The following is a 16,665-nucleotide window of genomic DNA, read 5'->3' as shown; positions in this document are numbered from 1 at the left end:
CGGCCCGATAGGGAGGGTGGAATCCCCGCTATCGAGCCTGACCAGACCAGCGAGCCTTGGCAGGCCGCTGAGTGGCTGGGCGGGGTATTAGCACCGCCAACAGGGCTTGTCACGCGATTGTCGCAATGGCGGTTTGACGCATACCATCACGATGCCGTCCTCGGGCCTGACCCGAGGACCACTCGCCACTCATGCAACGCTTCAACTGGCCCTCAGGTCAAGCCCGAGGGCGGAACTGTCTGCAGGGCCCCGTGGCTCAGTTCCAGAGCTTGTCGATGGCTGCCGTGTCGCGCACGGCGCCCTTCGAGGCCGAGGTCACCAGGGCTGCATAGGCCTTGAGGGCGGTCGTCACCTTGCGCTTCCGCGGTTCGGCCGGCTTCCAGCCCCTGGCGTCCTGCTCGGCGCGGCGGGCGGCCATTTCGGCATCCGAAACCAGCACGTTGACGGTGCGGTTGGGGATGTCGATTTCGATGATGTCGCCTTCGCGCACGAGGCCGATGGCGCCGCCCTCAGCCGCTTCGGGCGAAGCGTGGCCGATGGAGAGGCCTGATGTGCCGCCCGAGAAGCGCCCGTCCGTGAGCAGGGCACAGGCTTTGCCCAGGCCCTTCGACTTGAGGTAGCTCGTGGGATAGAGCATTTCCTGCATGCCGGGGCCGCCCTTGGGGCCTTCATAGCGGATGACGATGACGTCGCCTTCGCGGATCTCGTTGGAGAGGATGGCCTTGACTGTCATGTCCTGGCTCTCGAAGACGCGGGCCGGGCCGGTGAATTTGAGAATGGATTCATCGACGCCCGCCGTCTTCACGATGCAGCCATCAAGCGCAATATTGCCCTTGAGCACGGCCAGGCCCCCATCCTTGGAGAAGGGGTGATCAGGCGAGCGGATGGCGCCATTGGTGCGGTCGGTGTCGAGTTCGGTCCAGCGATTGGACTGCGAGAAGGCCTGCGTGGTGCGCACGCCGCCGGGCGCGGCCATGTAGAAATTGCGCACGGCTTCGGAATTGGTCCGCGAAATGTCCCACTTGTCGATGGCGTCGCCCATGGTGGCGGCGTGGACAGTGTGTTCCTTGCGGTTGATGAGGCCCGCGCGGTCGAGCTGGCCCAGAATGGCAAAGATGCCGCCGGCGCGGTGCACGTCTTCCATATGGACGTCATTCTTGGCCGGGGCAACTTTCGAGAGCACCGGCACGCGACGGCTCAGCGCGTCGATGTCGTCCATGGTGAAGTCGACGCCGCCTTCATGGGCGGCCGCCAGGATATGCAGAACCGTATTGGTCGAGCCGCCCATGGCAATGTCGAGCGCCATGGCATTTTCGAAGGCCTGCTTGGTGGCGATGGAACGGGGCAGCACGGTCTCGTCGTCCTGCTCGTAATAGCGGCGGGCGAGGTCGACGATGAGGTGGCCGGCTTCCTGGAACAGGCGCTTGCGGTCCGAATGGGTGGCCAGGGTCGAGCCATTGCCGGGTAGGCTGAGGCCCAGCGCCTCGGTCAGGCAGTTCATGGAATTGGCGGTGAACATGCCCGAGCAGGAGCCGCAGGTGGGGCAGGCGGCTTCCTCGACAGCCTGCACTTCCTCGTCGGTATAGTGGTCGTCGGCGGCCATCACCATGGCGTCGACGAGGTCGAGCGCCTGCAGCTTGCCCTTGACGATTGCCTTGCCTGCTTCCATCGGGCCGCCCGAGACGAAGACCACGGGAATGTTGAGCCGCATGGCGGCATTGAGCATGCCGGGCGTGATCTTGTCGCAATTGGAAATGCAGACCATGGCGTCGGCAGTATGGGCATTGACCATGTATTCGACCGAGTCCGCGATGATGTCGCGGCTGGGCAGCGAATAGAGCATGCCGTCATGGCCCATGGCGATGCCGTCATCGACCGCAATGGTGTTGAATTCCTTGGCGACGCCACCGGCGGCCTCGATCTCGCGCGCGACGAGCTGGCCCAGGTCCTTCAGATGCACGTGGCCGGGCACGAACTGGGTGAAGGAGTTGACCACCGCGATGATGGGTTTGCCGAAATCGCCGTCCTTCATGCCGGTGGCGCGCCAGAGGCCACGCGCGCCGGCCATGTTGCGGCCGTGGGTAGTGGTGCGGGAACGATAGACGGGCATGGTGAAATCCTCGGTGCGATACCGGTGGGGCCGGTTTAGTGTGGCGATTGGTTTAGACCCATTCCATGGCGCGAGCAAGGAATTTCCGTACCGTACCGTACGGTACTCTCATTGCGGTGAAGCCGTTCGAGAGGAGGAGGCCACGAGAGCCGGACTCGAATGGCGTGGCGAATATTTTGTGTACCCATCGGTACGGTTGTTGTCGAAATCCTCTGCACCAGTGCGTTGCTGGCGTATCATTATCGCAAACCGCGCCCCAAGGAGGCCATATCATGCGCTATTTCATGAGCATTATTCCCCCCGCCGATCTCAAGCCCGAAGACATTTCGCAGGGCCTGATGGACGCCATGGGGCCCTGGATGGAGAAAAACCTCGCCTCGGGCGCCCTGGTGTCCACCGGCGGCCTGAAGGACGCCGGGGAGGGGCGACGCCTCAATGGCCGGACCGGCGTGATCATCGTCACCGACGGGCCGTTTTCCGAGGCCAAGGAAGTGATCGGCGGCTATGCCGTGTTCGAGGCGCCCGACCTTGAAGCGGCGACGGCACTGGCCGGCGAGTTCATGCAGTTCCATATCGACAACGGCATTTCCAACCTCGTGCTGGAGCTGCGCGAGATTGCCGGCGGGGCGAATTACTAGCACGGCAGCGGCCGGCACCCTTGCTGCGACGCGCTCAGCTGCGCGTGGCAGCAAGGGTCCGCCGGTCACCCCGCGCCGCGGGGCAGCAGGTCGAACCATGGTTAAGGTCAAAAAGGCCTTTAAATCCAATGCCCTGATCCGGACTTAACCACATGACTTTACCACGACGAGGAGCCAGTCGGCATGTCATAGGTAGAAGTTCGGATTTGCCGGCGAGACGATCGCCCGATGCTCCCAATCACGGTGGCACACGCCATCGCCTCATGGGAGATGATCATGTTGTACAAGCGTATGATTGCGGCCGTCATGGTGTCGGTCGTGTTGATGCCATCCATCGCTTCGGCCGAGGGCCTGCTGGGTGGCGTATTGGGCGGCGGCTCGGATGGGTCGAGTGTGCTGGGTATCATTGGCGGCGGCGAGAGCGGCGCCCTAATCACCCTGGAATCGGGCAATGCCGGTGACTCTGGCCTGGTCAATCTGGGCATCGGCGGCAGCGAGGGTGTGGTCACCGCCAATGTCGGTGCCAATGATCCGGTGGTCGGCGCCCAGGTGCTCGGTCCCCAGGGCATTGTCGATGTCGACCTCGACCTGGGTGATATCGGCGGCAATATCAATGTCGGCGGTCCCAACCTGATCGACATCGACCTCGACCTGCCCAATGGCGGGAACGGTGGCAATGGCGGCAATGGCGGCAACGGTGGAAACGGCAATGGTGGCAACGGCAATAACGGTGCCACCGGCAACAATGGCAACAATGGCAATAACGGGTCGATCTTCACCCGCAACAGCCCGTCTTCGAGCCATGGGGGCATGACGGCTGCCTGCGCCGGCTACAATACCAATCAGCTCGTTGCCCTGTTCAGCAACAGCACCAGGCGCGACTGGAACCGTGCCAGCGGCATCCAGCTCGTCCCGATCAAGGTGTGCGCCGATCTGCGCCGCCAGGTGGCGGCGTGGCTCGCAGCCAATGGTGACTATCATCAGATGATCGGGGCCGTGGCCCAGGATCCGCTGATCAACGCCGCCCTCAGCCGCACCCAGTACCGGCCAGGCCATGTGCTTGGCGTTCACCGGCAGGGGTCGACGCTGATGGTCTACGTGTTCTGATCCTGCCTCCGGTCAGGCCGTAGCGGACCGGCTGTCTTCCCCAGGGCAGCCGGTCTCATTGCGTCATGCGGCCGGCCGTTCGGCCAGCACCATGTAATTGACCCCCATGTCGGGCGAGGCGCGCCATTCATCGGCCAGCGGATTGAAGCTGACGCCGGTCTGGTCGATCACCCTGAGGCCATTGCGGCGGAGCTGGGCGCCGATCTCCTCGGGGGTAAGGAACTTCTTCCACTCATGGGTGCCGCGCGGCAGCCAGCGCAGCACATATTCCGCGCCGACAATGGCCAGCGCGAAGGAGCGTGCGGTGCGGTTGAGCGTGGCGGTGAACATCAGCCCTCCCGGCGCCACGAGGTCGGCGCAGCTCTTCATATAAAGCGGCACATTGTCGACATGCTCGACCACCTCCATGTTGAGCACGACATCGTAGCTTTCCCCGGCGGCCACCAGCGCCTCCGATGTCGTGGCGCGGTAGTCGATGGCGAGCCCCGCCTGCTCGGCGTGAATCCTGGCGATGGCAATATTGCGCTCGGCGGCATCGACCCCCGTCACGGTTGCGCCCAGACGGGTCAGGGGTTCGCACAAGAGCCCCCCGCCACAGCCGACATCGAGGATGCGCAGGCCCTCGAAGGGCCGGATCGAATGGGCGTCGCGGCCGAACTGGCGGATCAGATGATCGCGGATATAGCTCAGGCGCACCGGATTGAACTTGTGCAGTGGCTTGAACTTGCCCCTGGGGTCCCACCACTCCTCGGCCATGGCCACGAACTTGGCGATCTCGGCGTCATTGACGGTGCTGGCGGTCTCGGACATGGCGTGGCTCCTTATTGCCCCCTTATCGCGCTCCACTCGGCCAGGGGCAAGGCACGCCCTGTCGCAGGAGGTCCCGGCTGCGGCCGCATGCCCATTGATCGGCAGCCGCCTTTGTCGTATGTCCGCGCCCAACAACAAGCGTACCGTCGGGTTCGGCGGCGAGCATCTTAGATTTCCGGGGAAGCAAGTGGCCCGTATCGTCGTCAAGTTCGGTGGCACCTCCATGGCCAATGTCGAACGCATTCGTCATTCGGCGCGCCATGTGAAGCGCGAGATCGATGCCGGCAATGAAGTGGCCGTGGTTGTTTCGGCCATGAGCGGCAAGACCAATGAACTGGTCGGCTGGGTCAACGAGGCCAGCAAATTCCACGACGCCCGCGAATATGACGCCGTGGTTGCCTCCGGCGAGCAGGTCACTGCCGGTCTCATGGCGCTGGTGCTTTCCGAAATGGGCGTGCAGTCGCGCAGCTTTGCCGGCTGGCAGGTGCCTATCCATACCGACGACTCCCACGGTGCCGCCCGCATCACCGACATCGATCCCACCGAGCTCGACAAGCGCATGAAGGATGGCTGGGTGCCGGTCATCACCGGCTTCCAGGGCATTTCCCCCCATGGCCGCATCACCACGCTCGGCCGGGGTGGCTCGGATACTTCGGCCGTGGCCGTGGCGGCCGCCGTGGGCGCGGATCGCTGCGACATCTATACCGATGTCGATGGCGTCTACACCACCGATCCGCGCATCGTGCCCAAGGCCAAGCGCATGACCAAGATTTCCTTCGAGGAAATGCTGGAAATGGCTTCGCTCGGCGCCAAGGTGCTGATGATCCGCTCGGTGGAAATGGCCATGGCGCACAAGGTGCGCCTTCTGGTCCGCTCCAGTTTTGATGACCCGGACGCGCCGCAGATCGCGCCCGATGGCACTCCCGGTGTTCCCGGTACTCTTGTCTGCGATGAGGAAGAGATCATGGAAAAGCAGATCGTTTCGGGCGTGACGCTCGCCAAGGCCGAGGCCAAGATCACCCTGCGCGACGTCAAGGACAAGCCGGGCGTGGCCGCCGCCATTTTCGGCACGCTGGCCGACAAGGGCATCGTGGTCGACATGATCGTGCAGAACATTGCCGATGATGGCGCCACCACCGACATCACCTTCACCGTCCCTGACAGCGAGTATGACAAGGCGGTCAAGGCGCTTGAGGACAATGGCGGGCGCTTCGAATATGCGCGCCTTTCCGGTTCCAAGGGCGGGGCCAAGGTGTCGGTCGTGGGCGTGGGCATGCGCAGCCATGCCGGCGTCGCCTCCTCGATGTTCAAGGCACTTGCCGACAAGGGCATCAACATCCAGCTCATCACCACTTCGGAAATCAAGACCTCGGTTCTGATCGACGAAGAATATGCCGAGCTTGCGGTTCGCGCTCTGCACACCTATTACGGTTTGGACAGACAGGACGCCTGACCGAAGTCGAGGGGACACGGGTCGCGTCCTTGAGAAGGGGGGCGGCTTTGCGGGTCGCCTGGTAGAGGCATGGTCACGACCATAGGCGGCCCTCGGGTGCTGCTGCGGCAATTGCGCGAGACGATGGCGGAGCCGCTGGCTTCGCAGGAACGTCTCGACAAGATCGTCGCCCTCATCGCAGAGAACATGCGGGCCGACGTGTGCTCGTTCTATGTGCTGCGCGATGACGGTGCGCTGGAGCTTTTCGCCACCCGTGGCCTCAAGGCCGAATCGGTTCACCTGACCACATTGCGCCTGGGCGAAGGCCTTGTCGGCCTGATCGCGGCCGAAGCCGAGCCCCTGAGCCTCGACGATGCGCCCAGCCATCCGGCCTTTGCCTATCGCCCGGAAACGGGCGAGGACAAATACAATTCCTTCCTCGGCGTGCCGGTGCTGCGCGCCGGCCAGACCCTTGGCGTGCTGGTCGTCCAGAATGCCGAGCGCCGCCACTATGGCGAGGACGAAACCGAGGCCATGCTGACCACGGCCACAATCCTGGCAGAGATGATCGCTACCAGCGATTTCGACAATCTGATCAAGCCTGGATCGGATATCGACCTCAGACGGCCTCGCATGTATTCCGGCGTCAGCTTTACCGACGGCATTGCCCTCGGGACCGTGGTTCTCCACGATCCCCGCGTCGTCGTGACCAATTTCATTGCCGAGGATACCGACGCCGAAAAGCAGCGGCTCGATACGGCGCTGGCCTCGATGCGCGTCTCTATCGATGCCATGCTCGATCACGGCGACATGCAGCCGACCTCCGACCATCGCGAGATCCTCGAGACCTATCGCATGTTCGCCAATGACCGGGGCTGGGTGAACCGGTTGATGGAAGCCATCGACAATGGCCTTTCGGCCGAAGCGGCGGTCGAGCGGGTGCAGAACGATACGCGCGCCCGCATGCTGCGGCAGACCGATCCCTATATCCGCGACCGGCTGCACGATCTCGATGATCTGGCCAATCGTCTCCTGCGGGTGCTGACCAATTCGAGCCAGCCGGCGCATCGCGAATTGCCCGACAATGCCATTCTCGTCGCCCGCAATATGGGGCCGGCGGAATTGCTCGAATATGACCGCAAGAAGCTGCGCGGCGTGGTGCTCGAAGAGGGCGGCGCCACCGCCCACGTTGCCATCGTTGCCCGCTCGCTCGGCCTCGTGGCCGTCGGGCAGGCGCAGTCCATTGTTTCGATGTGCGAGACCGGTGATGACATCATCATCGATGGTCCCCTGGGCCAGGTGCATTTGAGGCCGACGCCCGATATCGAGCAGACCTATGTCGACAAGGTGCGCATCTCGGCCAAGCGCCGGGCCCATTATGCGGCGCTCAAGGACAGGCCGAGCATCACCAGGGACGGCATCGAGATCACCCTGCTGCACAATTCGGGCCTGGTCGCCGATCTGCCCATGCTCGACGATACCGGCGCTTCGGGTGTCGGCCTTTTCCGCACCGAACTGCAGTTCATGATCGCCAGTCGCCTGCCGCGCCTCAACGAGCAGGTCGAGCTCTATGCCGAGGCCATGGAAATCGCCGGCGACCGGCCGGTGGTCTTCCGTCTCCTCGATATCGGCGGCGACAAGGTCGTGCCCTATCTGCGCTCGGCGGCCGAGGAAAACCCGGCCATGGGCTATCGCTCGATCCGGCTTGGGCTCGACCGGCCGGGCCTGTTGCGCACGCAGATCCGCGCCCTCCTGATGGCGGCGCGCGGACGCCCGCTCAAGATCCTCGTGCCCATGGTCACGGAAACCTTCGAATTCCGCCAGACCAAGCTGGTGCTGAGAAAGGAAATGGAACGTCTCGCCCGCGCTGGCCAGATCGTCCCCGAAAAGGTCGAGATCGGGGTGATGGTGGAAGTGCCCTCGCTGCTGTTCGAGCTCGACCAGATCATGCCGGAAAGCGATTTCGCCTCCATCGGCTCGAACGACCTTGTGCAGTTCCTGACGGCGGCCGACCGCGCCAATCCGCGCGTCTCCAAGGCGTATGACCCGATTGCGCTGCCGCGTCTGCGGGCGATCAGGCTCGTCGTCGACGCCGCCAAGCGCCACAACAAGCCCGTCACCATGTGCGGCGAGCTGGCCGGCAAGCCGATGGAAGCGCTGGCGCTCATGGCCATCGGCATGACCAGGCTCTCCATGGGGCCGGCCTCGATCGGCCCGATCAAGGAACTGGTGCTCAATGTCGAATTGAAGCCCATTCAGGACGCGGTTGCCGCCGCCCTCAGTGTCGGCGCCGACGGACAGACCATCCGCCAGGTCCTCACCGACTGGGCGGAAAGACAGAACCTGCCCATGGGGTGATACTCCCGCAAGTGCTTGATGTTGGCGTCCAGCCTCATTAAACGCTCGGTGTCACCCCGGCGACGGCCGGGGTCCATGTTTTGAATCATCCGCAAGTCCGGCGCCTCGCGCCTGGATTCCGGCCTGCGCCGGAATGACTGAGCGGTTGTGACGAGGGCGTTGGCCCACAGGAATAGAAGATGCCCAGCCTGCCCCAGGACAAGCTCGACGCTCTTGAAACCCGCTTCCAGTATATCGAAGCGGCTCTGTCCTCGGGTGCGAGCCCGGATGAGCTTGCCAAGCTCTCCAAGGAACATTCCGACCTCAGCGAGATCGTGGGAAAGATCAGCGCCTACAAGAAGGCGCAGCGTGATCGTGCCGAGGCTGAAAGTCTGCTCAAGAGCGGCGACAAGGAAATGGCTGAAATGGCCGAGGCCGAGATCGAGGACCTCGACGAGACGCTGGAAACACTAGAGCAGTCCATTCGCATCCTGCTGCTGCCCAAGGACGAGGCGGACGAAAAGTCCATCATCCTCGAAATTCGCGGCGGCACCGGCGGCGACGAGGCGGCCTTGTTCGCGGGCGACCTCTTCCGCATGTATGAGCGCTACGCGGCCAACCGGGGCTGGAAAGTCACGGTGATGGAAGAAAGCCCCGGCGAAATGGGGGGCTTCAAGGAAATCATCGCCAATGTTTCGGGCAAGGGCGTCTATGCCCGCATGAAATATGAGTCCGGCGTGCATCGCGTGCAACGCGTGCCGGCCACTGAAGGATCGGGCCGGATCCACACATCCGCCGCCACGGTCGCCGTGCTGCCGGAGGTGGAAGACATCGACATCGAGATCCGCAACGAGGACATCCGCATCGATACGATGCGCGCCTCGGGCGCGGGCGGCCAGCACGTCAACACCACCGACTCGGCCGTGCGCATCACCCATTTGCCCACCGGCATTGTGGTGACCTCGGCCATGAAGAGCCAGCACCAGAACCGCGCCCAGGCCATGATCGTCCTGCGCTCGCGCCTTTATGAAATGCAGCGCGAGGAACGCGACAGCGCCCGCTCGGCCGAGCGCAAGGGGCAGGTGGGGTCCGGCGACCGTTCCGAGCGCATCCGCACCTACAATTTCCCGCAGGGCCGCGTGACCGACCATCGGATCAATCTCACGCTCTACAAGCTCGACAAGGTGATTGCGGGCGAAGCGCTCGATGAACTGATCGAGGCGCTGATCACCGAGAACCAGGCGGCGCAGCTGGCCGCCATGGAGCAGGTCAACTGATCGCAGGCATCAGCATCGGCGCGCTCTGGCGGGGCTGGCGCGATGTTCTCACCAAGCAGGGCTTTGTCACGGCCGCGCTCGACGCCAAGCTGCTGACCGGCCATGCCCTTGGCCTCGACGCGCTGGCGCTCGCGACACGCGAACAGGAGCCAGTCTCGGACGCCGATGCCGCCCGGATCGCGGACCTGCTGCAGCGCCGCATGGGCGGGGAATCAGTGGCGCGGATCATCGGCGAGAAGGCGTTTTACGGGCTCCCGTTCCGCCTGAGCGCCGCGACCCTGGAGCCGCGTCCGGATACCGAACTGCTGGTCGACCTGGCCTTGCAGCACCTGCCCCAGGGCGGGCGGCTGCTCGATCTTGGCACCGGCACCGGCTGCATTCCCATTGCCATTCTGGCCAGCCGCTCCGATGCAACCGGCATCGCCACCGACATCAATCCTGATGCGCTGGCCATGGCGCAAGACAATGCAGCACTGAACGGAGTCGGCGATCGCCTGAGCTTTGCCCAGGGCAACTGGTTCGATGCGCTTACCCCCACCCTAACCCTCCCCCTGGAGAAGGGGGAGGGGACCCAACGGCCGGCTCTTCCTTCCCCTCCCCCTTCTGCAGGGGGAGGCCGGGTGGGGGTGCCTGGGATGAAATTCGACCTCATCACCTCCAACCCGCCCTATATCGCCACCGCCGTGGTGGAAACCCTTTCGCCCGAAGTGAAGGACTTCGATCCGCGTCTGGCGCTCGACGGCGGCCCGGATGGTCTTGCGCCCTACAGGGTCATCGCCGGTGAGGCTGCGCACTATCTGCGGCCGGGCGGCGCCGTATTGGTGGAAATCGGCTATGATCAGGGAGCGGAGGTGGCGAATTTGTTCGCTGAACACGGATTTGCCGATATTGTCGTTCACAAGGACCTCAATGGCCTTGATCGTGTGATCTTGGCGCACCACTTCAAGGACAAGTAAACAGCCCTGTTAAGGCAAAGCGCAGTTTGTGCTGGCCAAGTCCGGGCGAAGCGGCTAGTTTGCCGTTGCTGTCAATGGCGCATCATGGGCGCCGCAGCGATCACCCGATCCAAAATGTATGTAGCTGCGACAAGCAGCGCGACTCCGGCGAGCCGGAGTGACGCGAGGGACGGGACGGACTTTTCCGTAGGTCGCTGCCGACCGCATTCGGTCTTCATGAAGCCAGACCAATCCCCGCACGGTGCGCACTTACCACCGCCGGGGTCACGGGCCGGATCGGGCCAATTTACCGGTCAGCCCCATGATGTGACGCTTAACTTCTAGAGTTAGACAAAGCGACCCGATGAGACCTAACCAGAACAAGAACCGGCAGCGCGGCCGGAATGGCGGACGCAAGCATGTCAATCCGCTGTCGCGCAATTACGAGAGCAATGGACCGGACGTGAAGGTGCGCGGCAACGCTGCCCATATCGCCGAGAAGTACCTGCAGCTTGCCCGCGACGCTCAGTCCTCGGGGGACTCGGTAATGGCCGAGAACTACCTGCAGCATGCCGAACACTATTTCCGCATCGTCTCCTCTGCCCAGCAGGCCATGAATGGCGCCCGTGACGGACAGAGCCAGGATGATGTCGATTTCGACGATGACAGCAACGACATCAATTCGCGCTTCTCCTCGCCCCAGCCGCAGCAGCATGTGAGTCAGGGCAGTGACAATGAGGCCGAGGGCAGCCAGCCCGATGTGCAGCCGTCGCAGTCCTCCGAGGAGCCGGCTGCCGTGGCCGCCGCATCCGAAGGCGAAGGGGAGCAGGCGCCGCGCAAGCCGCGTGAACGTCGCCCGCGTCGCCGCCGTCCTGCCGGTGGCGAAGGTGCCGCCGACGCCGGAACGGCGTCGGGGACCGAATTGCCCGCCTTCCTCACCGGCAATGTTGCCGAATAGAATAAAAAATGCCGGGCCCAGTGCCCGGCATTTTGCTTTTCTGTTGCGGCATCGGCCTAGCTGGTTGCGAGCGCCTGGGGCACTGGCGCGGGGCTGTCCTGCCTCCGGGCCCCATCGGCCTGCATGACCTTGCCGACGCTCCACCAGACGAGGCTTACGGCGGCGATGGAAAAATATCCATCCACGGCATAGTGCCAGCCCAGATATACTGAGCCGATCTGGATGAGCCCGACATAGATCCAGGCGAAGATGCCCAGATAGCGGTTGAGATTGGTCAGCATGCAGGCATTGAGGGTGACAATGGCCAGATGCATGCTCGGCAGCGCCGAAATGCCGGTGCCCATGCCGGCGGTCTGGTTTTGGTAGTTCGCCAGCAGGTAGGCCGAGGCTTCGGTCATGTAGTCGCCAAAGGCGCTGGCCTTGATGGAGGCGACGAGCCCGGCGAACCGGTCAGGGTCGACGAATTCCGCATAGAAAATCGGGCCAACGGAAGAGAAGGCCATGGCGGACACGGTGCCGAGCAGGCAGACCGTCAGCGCCATCGACCAGAAATAGCGCGTCCGCAGCCTTTCATTGTCGAGCAGGCTGACAAAGGCCAGAAGGCCAAACCAGAGGCTGAACCAGATCGGCCCGTAGAGATAGGCGAGCGGATATTCGGTCCAGCTGGGCAATAGGGCGTGGACGATGGCGCCAGGGTCGCCGCCATGCAGCAGATGGTCGAGGTCCGCGAGGAACGCGTCCGCATAGAAGGGCACGAAGTGCGGAATGGCCAGCTTGAGCGAGGTGAAGCCGGATATGCCGATACAGAAGAGGGCGGTTACGGCGAGCAGACGCGGCGTGGCCGTGCGCAGCACTTCTATCATCATCGTAAAGGGTGCGCGGGGACGGAGCAGCACAGACGCTATAGGCAGGGCGACGCTCAGGAGAAATGGCAGGACCGCGACCTGAGTAAGGTAGGACCGGAATACGGTGCCGTAGACAGACGGTGACACCGCGATGGCAATGGCTGCGTAGGCCAGAATGGCCAGAGGCAGCATCCAAACCTTGATCCGGTTCCCCATCGCGTCCATCCGGTTGAGAGGGCGTTTCGCCCGATACCGAAGACCCTAGCCACAGCAGGTTGCCCGCCGGTTAATCGGAAAGCTGCAGAATTCTGCGCCTGCCGGTTGGCCCATTCCTGCGAGAAGCAGCGATATTGTTCCACCACCACTGTTGTTCGCCGCGACAGCACCTACATTAGTCACGAACGATGTGCTGATCCGGGCATTGTTCAAATCGACGCTTCCGCCGTTGTGCCGGTGCCTTTGATGGGCCGCGCGACGGACGAGACAAGGAGAGTTGCATGAACATCGAAAAATACAGCGAACGCTCTCGAGGCTTCATCCAGGGTGCGCAGACCGCAGCTTTGAGCATGGGGCACCAGCAGTTCACCCCCGTTCACCTGCTCAAGGTGCTGATCGATGACGACCAGGGCATGGCCAACGGTCTGATCGAACGGGCCGGTGGCGACCCCAAGGCTGTGCGCGCCGGGGTGGAAGCCGCTCTCAACAAAATTCCGAAAGTGTCCGGCGATGCCGGTCAGCTCTATCTCGGGCGCGAACTGGCGCGCGTCTTCGACACGGCCGAGCAGGCCGCGCAGAAGGCCGGCGACAGCTTTGTTACGGTCGAGCGGCTGCTGCTGGCTCTGGTGATCGAGAAGGACACCGATGCCGGAAAGATTCTGGCCTCCGCAGGCGTCACCGCGCAGGGCCTCAATACTGCCATCGAAGCGATCCGCAAGGGGCGCACGGCCGATAGTGCTTCGGCCGAGAATACGTATGACGCGCTCAAGAAATATGCCCGTGACCTTACCGAAGACGTGCGCGAGGGCAAGCTCGACCCCGTGATCGGTCGTGACGAGGAAATCCGTCGTACCATCCAGGTCCTTTCCCGTCGCACCAAGAACAATCCGGTTCTCATCGGCGAACCCGGCGTGGGCAAGACGGCCATTGCCGAGGGCCTTGCCATCCGTATCGTCAATGGCGATGTGCCCGAGAGCCTCAAGAACAAGAGCCTGCTTGCCCTCGACATGGGCGCCCTGATTGCTGGTGCGAAATATCGCGGCGAATTCGAGGAGCGCCTCAAGTCGGTGCTGTCTGAGGTGCAGGCGGCCGAGGGCCAGATCATCCTGTTCATCGACGAGATGCACACGCTGGTTGGCGCCGGCAAGAGCGAGGGCGCCATGGATGCGTCCAATCTGCTCAAGCCTGCCCTGGCGCGCGGCGAACTGCATTGTGTCGGCGCGACGACGCTCGACGAATACCGAAAGCATGTCGAGAAGGACCCGGCTTTGGCCCGTCGCTTCCAGCCGGTCTTTGTCAGCGAGCCGACCGTGGAAGACACGATCTCCATCCTGCGCGGCCTCAAGGAAAAGTACGAGCTGCATCACGGCATTCGCATTGCGGACTCGGCCTTGGTGAGCGCGGCGACTCTTTCCAATCGCTACATCACCGACCGTTTCCTGCCCGACAAGGCCATCGATCTCATGGACGAGGCGGCTGCGCGCCTGCGCATGGCCGTCGACAGCAAGCCAGAAGCGCTGGACGAGCTGGACCGCAAGATCATGCAGCTCAAGATCGAGCGCGAAGCCCTCAAGAAGGAGACCGACGAGGGTTCCAAGACGCGCCTCGAGCGCCTGGAGCATGATCTTGCCGGGCTCGAAGAGCAGGCTCAGGTGCTCTCGGCCAAGTGGCTGGCGGAAAAGGAACGCCTGCAGGGCTCGACCAAGATCAAGGAAGAGCTCGATGCGGCTCGTTCGCAGCTCGAAATTGCGCAGCGCCAGGGCGATCTCGCCAGGGCCGGCGAGTTGGCCTATGGCGTGATCCCCGATCTCGAAAAGCGCCTCAAATCCGCTGACGATGCCAACGGTGATGGCAAGCCTGATCCAATCATGGCCAAAGAAACGGTCGAGCCCAGCGACATTGCCCAGGTCGTTTCACGTTGGACCGGCATTCCGGTCGACCGGATGATGGAAGGCGAGAAGGAAAAGCTCCTCCATATGGAAGCCTCGCTCGGCGCCCGCGTCATCGGGCAGGCCGAAGCGGTCAAGGCCGTCTCCAAGGCGGTGCGCCGTTCACGGGCGGGCCTGCAGGATCCGAACCGGCCGATTGGCTCGTTCATGTTCCTCGGTCCCACCGGTGTGGGCAAGACCGAGTTGACCAAGGCCCTGGCGCAGTTCCTGTTCGATGACGAGACAGCCATGGTGCGACTCGACATGAGCGAGTTCATGGAAAAGCACTCGGTTGCCAGGTTGATCGGTGCTCCTCCGGGCTATGTCGGCTATGACGAAGGTGGGGTGCTTACCGAAGCGGTGCGGCGGCGGCCTTATCAGGTCGTGCTCTTCGACGAGATCGAAAAGGCACATCCGGATGTATTCAATGTTCTCCTGCAGGTGCTCGATGACGGGCGCCTGACGGACGGGCAGGGCCGGACGGTCGACTTCCGCAACACGGTCATCATTCTGACTTCCAATCTTGGGGCCGAGTATCTGGTCGAGCTCAAGGATGGGGAATCGGTGGAGCTGGTGCGCGGCAAGGTGCTCGATGCAGTCAAGGGAGCCTTCCGCCCGGAATTCCTCAACCGGATCGACGAGATTCTGCTGTTCCACCGGCTCGGCCGTGAGCATATGGGCAATATCGTCGATATTCAGTTTGGCCGCCTCGAAGCCCTGCTCAGGGATCGCGACATTGCGCTCGAACTGACGCCCAGGGCCCGCGAATGGCTGGCCAATGAGGGCTACGATCCTGCCTATGGTGCGCGCCCGCTCAAGCGCGTCATCCAGCGCGAGGTGCAGGACGAGCTGGCCGAGGCAATCCTCTCGGGCAAGGTCGCCGATGGCAGCCGCGTCGTCGTCGATGCCGATGAGAGCGGAATCGTCCTGTTGCCAGGCGGCAAGAACGAGGCCGACGCCGCAGCCTAGGCGCAATCTGCATCCTCAGGGAGGGCCAGTCTTGGACTGGCCCTCTTTTCGCTTGCCCCCTATGGCGCTTCGCACTAGAACATAAGAAGAACAAAGTGGGCGAAAGAATGCATAGCACCAACTATTATGACACGCTCATCCTGCCCTCGCCCGATTGTCCGGTGACGGTTGCCAGTTTGCCGGGCAAGCCGGGCACGGTCGTATCGATGCAATATGAACGGCTTTCGGCCAGCCCCTATGCCTTCACCAGCGACGACCTGCAGTTCGAGATATTTGCTGATCGCAGGGAGATCGAGACGAACGAGCGCGGCCCGGCCCGCATGGAGTATTTCTCCAAAGGGCAGCCCTGCCTTCGGAGTTCTCCGCTGGTCAAGACGCTGGGTTGGGCACTGCACCATGATGCAGAGGGGCGGGTGGCCCTGGTCGATCCGGACAGTCCGGAGTTTGAGGTGCTCATGACCAGGCAAGACATCACCAAGCGACCCGGGCTGCGTTCCAAGCGCGCCTGAACAAGGAGAGATCATGACCGACCGCCTCGACTATATCGAATTCCCATCGGCCGATCGGGAGAAGAGCAGCACATTTTTCAAGCAGGCCTTCGGCTGGGGCATTACCAGCTATGGGCCTATCTATGACGGCATCGAGGGGGCGGGCATCGATGGGGGCATCGATGCGAGTGCCGAACGCGTGACGGCAACCATGGCCATCATTCGAACCGATGATCTCGACGCTGCCCAGGAAAGGGTCATTGCCGCGGGCGGTACGATCACGCGCGCGCAGTTCGATTTTCCTGGCGGTCGCCGGTTCCATTTCCGCGAGCCGGGCGGAAACGAGCTGGCCGTCTATATCGGCGTGGCCGAATAGGGATCAGTTTGCCGCAGCCACCGAGACGGGAGCCGGTTCGCGTGCCATCAGCTCATTGACCTGGGCGATGGTCTGGTCGAATTCCTCTCGGTATTGCGCGGGCAGGACATTGTCCTTGGGGAGCTTGACGCTGAGCGGATCGACGAGATTGCCGTTGATGAGGATTTCAAAATGCAGGTGCGGACCGGTCGATTGGCCGGTGGAGCCTACATAGCCAACCAGCTGTCCCTGCCGGACCT

At 63.1% G+C, this 16,665-nt stretch carries 14 protein-coding genes (1 of these 14 only partly in view); 10 read left to right on the top strand and 4 right to left on the bottom strand.

The genetic code is table 11. The features are described 5' to 3' along the window. Window positions 1-256: 256 nt before the first annotated feature. Complete coding sequence (gene ilvD / locus MQW79_RS11095) at window positions 257-2,110, bottom strand: dihydroxy-acid dehydratase (protein WP_476584538.1); 1,854 nt, start codon at window positions 2,108-2,110, stop codon at window positions 257-259. A 272-nt stretch (window positions 2,111-2,382) separates the two neighbouring features. Between ilvD and MQW79_RS11090 the strand changes: the two genes are divergently transcribed. Then, the gene (locus MQW79_RS11090; protein ID WP_476584537.1) at window positions 2,383-2,748 is read left to right on the top strand and encodes a YciI family protein; all 366 of its coding nucleotides are present in this window, start codon (window positions 2,383-2,385) and stop codon (window positions 2,746-2,748) included. A gap of 276 nt (window positions 2,749-3,024) precedes the next feature. After that, window positions 3,025-3,855 (top strand): hypothetical protein, encoded by an 831-nt coding sequence (locus MQW79_RS11085; protein WP_476584536.1) that lies wholly within the window; start codon window positions 3,025-3,027, stop codon window positions 3,853-3,855. A 63-nt stretch (window positions 3,856-3,918) separates the two neighbouring features. Here MQW79_RS11085 and ubiG read toward each other — a convergent pair whose 3' ends face one another. Continuing rightward, window positions 3,919-4,665 carry a bifunctional 2-polyprenyl-6-hydroxyphenol methylase/3-demethylubiquinol 3-O-methyltransferase UbiG gene (gene ubiG / locus MQW79_RS11080; RefSeq protein ID WP_476584535.1) on the bottom strand — a complete coding sequence of 249 codons (747 nt, stop codon included), beginning with the start codon at window positions 4,663-4,665 and terminating at the stop codon, window positions 3,919-3,921. A gap of 187 nt (window positions 4,666-4,852) precedes the next feature. On the opposite strand from ubiG, the gene MQW79_RS11075 reads away from it, so the two are divergent. The 5 genes from MQW79_RS11075 (at window position 4,853) to MQW79_RS11055 (ending at window position 11,604) form a co-directional block, all read left to right on the top strand. Then, on the top strand, window positions 4,853-6,118 hold the full coding sequence (locus MQW79_RS11075) for an aspartate kinase (protein WP_476584534.1): 1,266 nt from the start codon (window positions 4,853-4,855) through the stop codon (window positions 6,116-6,118). Window positions 6,119-6,187: 69 nt separating this feature from the next. Continuing rightward, window positions 6,188-8,455, top strand: a complete 2,268-nt coding sequence (gene ptsP / locus MQW79_RS11070) for a phosphoenolpyruvate--protein phosphotransferase (RefSeq protein WP_476584533.1) — start codon at window positions 6,188-6,190, stop codon at window positions 8,453-8,455. A 179-nt stretch (window positions 8,456-8,634) separates the two neighbouring features. Further along, window positions 8,635-9,711, top strand: coding sequence for a peptide chain release factor 1 (gene prfA / locus MQW79_RS11065; protein WP_476584532.1), 1,077 nt, complete (start codon window positions 8,635-8,637; stop codon window positions 9,709-9,711). After that, window positions 9,708-10,667, top strand: coding sequence for a N5-glutamine methyltransferase family protein (locus MQW79_RS11060; protein ID WP_476588221.1), 960 nt, complete (start codon window positions 9,708-9,710; stop codon window positions 10,665-10,667). The genes prfA and MQW79_RS11060 overlap by 4 nt, the downstream gene beginning before the upstream one ends. A 343-nt stretch (window positions 10,668-11,010) precedes the next feature. Then, complete coding sequence (locus MQW79_RS11055) at window positions 11,011-11,604, top strand: DUF4167 domain-containing protein (RefSeq protein WP_476584531.1); 594 nt, start codon at window positions 11,011-11,013, stop codon at window positions 11,602-11,604. A gap of 56 nt (window positions 11,605-11,660) precedes the next feature. Here the strand turns inward: MQW79_RS11055 and MQW79_RS11050 are convergent, their stop codons facing one another. Further along, a complete protein-coding gene (locus tag MQW79_RS11050; protein ID WP_476584530.1) occupies window positions 11,661-12,665 on the bottom strand; it encodes a phosphatase PAP2 family protein in 1,005 nt (334 codons plus the stop codon). Between the two features lie 281 nt (window positions 12,666-12,946). On the opposite strand from MQW79_RS11050, the gene clpB reads away from it, so the two are divergent. The 3 genes from clpB (at window position 12,947) to MQW79_RS11035 (ending at window position 16,426) form a co-directional block, all read left to right on the top strand. Then, window positions 12,947-15,562: an ATP-dependent chaperone ClpB gene (gene clpB / locus MQW79_RS11045; protein ID WP_476584529.1), complete on the top strand. Its 2,616-nt coding sequence runs from the start codon at window positions 12,947-12,949 to the stop codon at window positions 15,560-15,562. A gap of 107 nt (window positions 15,563-15,669) precedes the next feature. Further along, entirely contained in the window at window positions 15,670-16,071 is a 402-nt protein-coding gene (locus MQW79_RS11040; protein WP_476584528.1) for a DUF6157 family protein, read from the top strand. A 13-nt stretch (window positions 16,072-16,084) separates the two neighbouring features. Beyond that, window positions 16,085-16,426 carry a VOC family protein gene (locus MQW79_RS11035; protein ID WP_476584527.1) on the top strand — a complete coding sequence of 114 codons (342 nt, stop codon included), beginning with the start codon at window positions 16,085-16,087 and terminating at the stop codon, window positions 16,424-16,426. Window positions 16,427-16,429: 3 nt separating this feature from the next. Here the strand turns inward: MQW79_RS11035 and MQW79_RS11030 are convergent, their stop codons facing one another. Then, a protein-coding gene (locus tag MQW79_RS11030) for a M23 family metallopeptidase (protein WP_476584526.1) crosses the window boundary here: on the bottom strand, window positions 16,430-16,665 show its end. It continues 1,726 nt past the right edge of the window; only the last 236 of its 1,962 coding nucleotides appear in the window; its start codon lies beyond the right edge, outside the window; the stop codon is at window positions 16,430-16,432.

Source organism: Devosia sp. Micro-HW1 (genome assembly GCF_056341075.1).
This window is presented reverse-complemented; position numbering and strand designations above follow the sequence as displayed.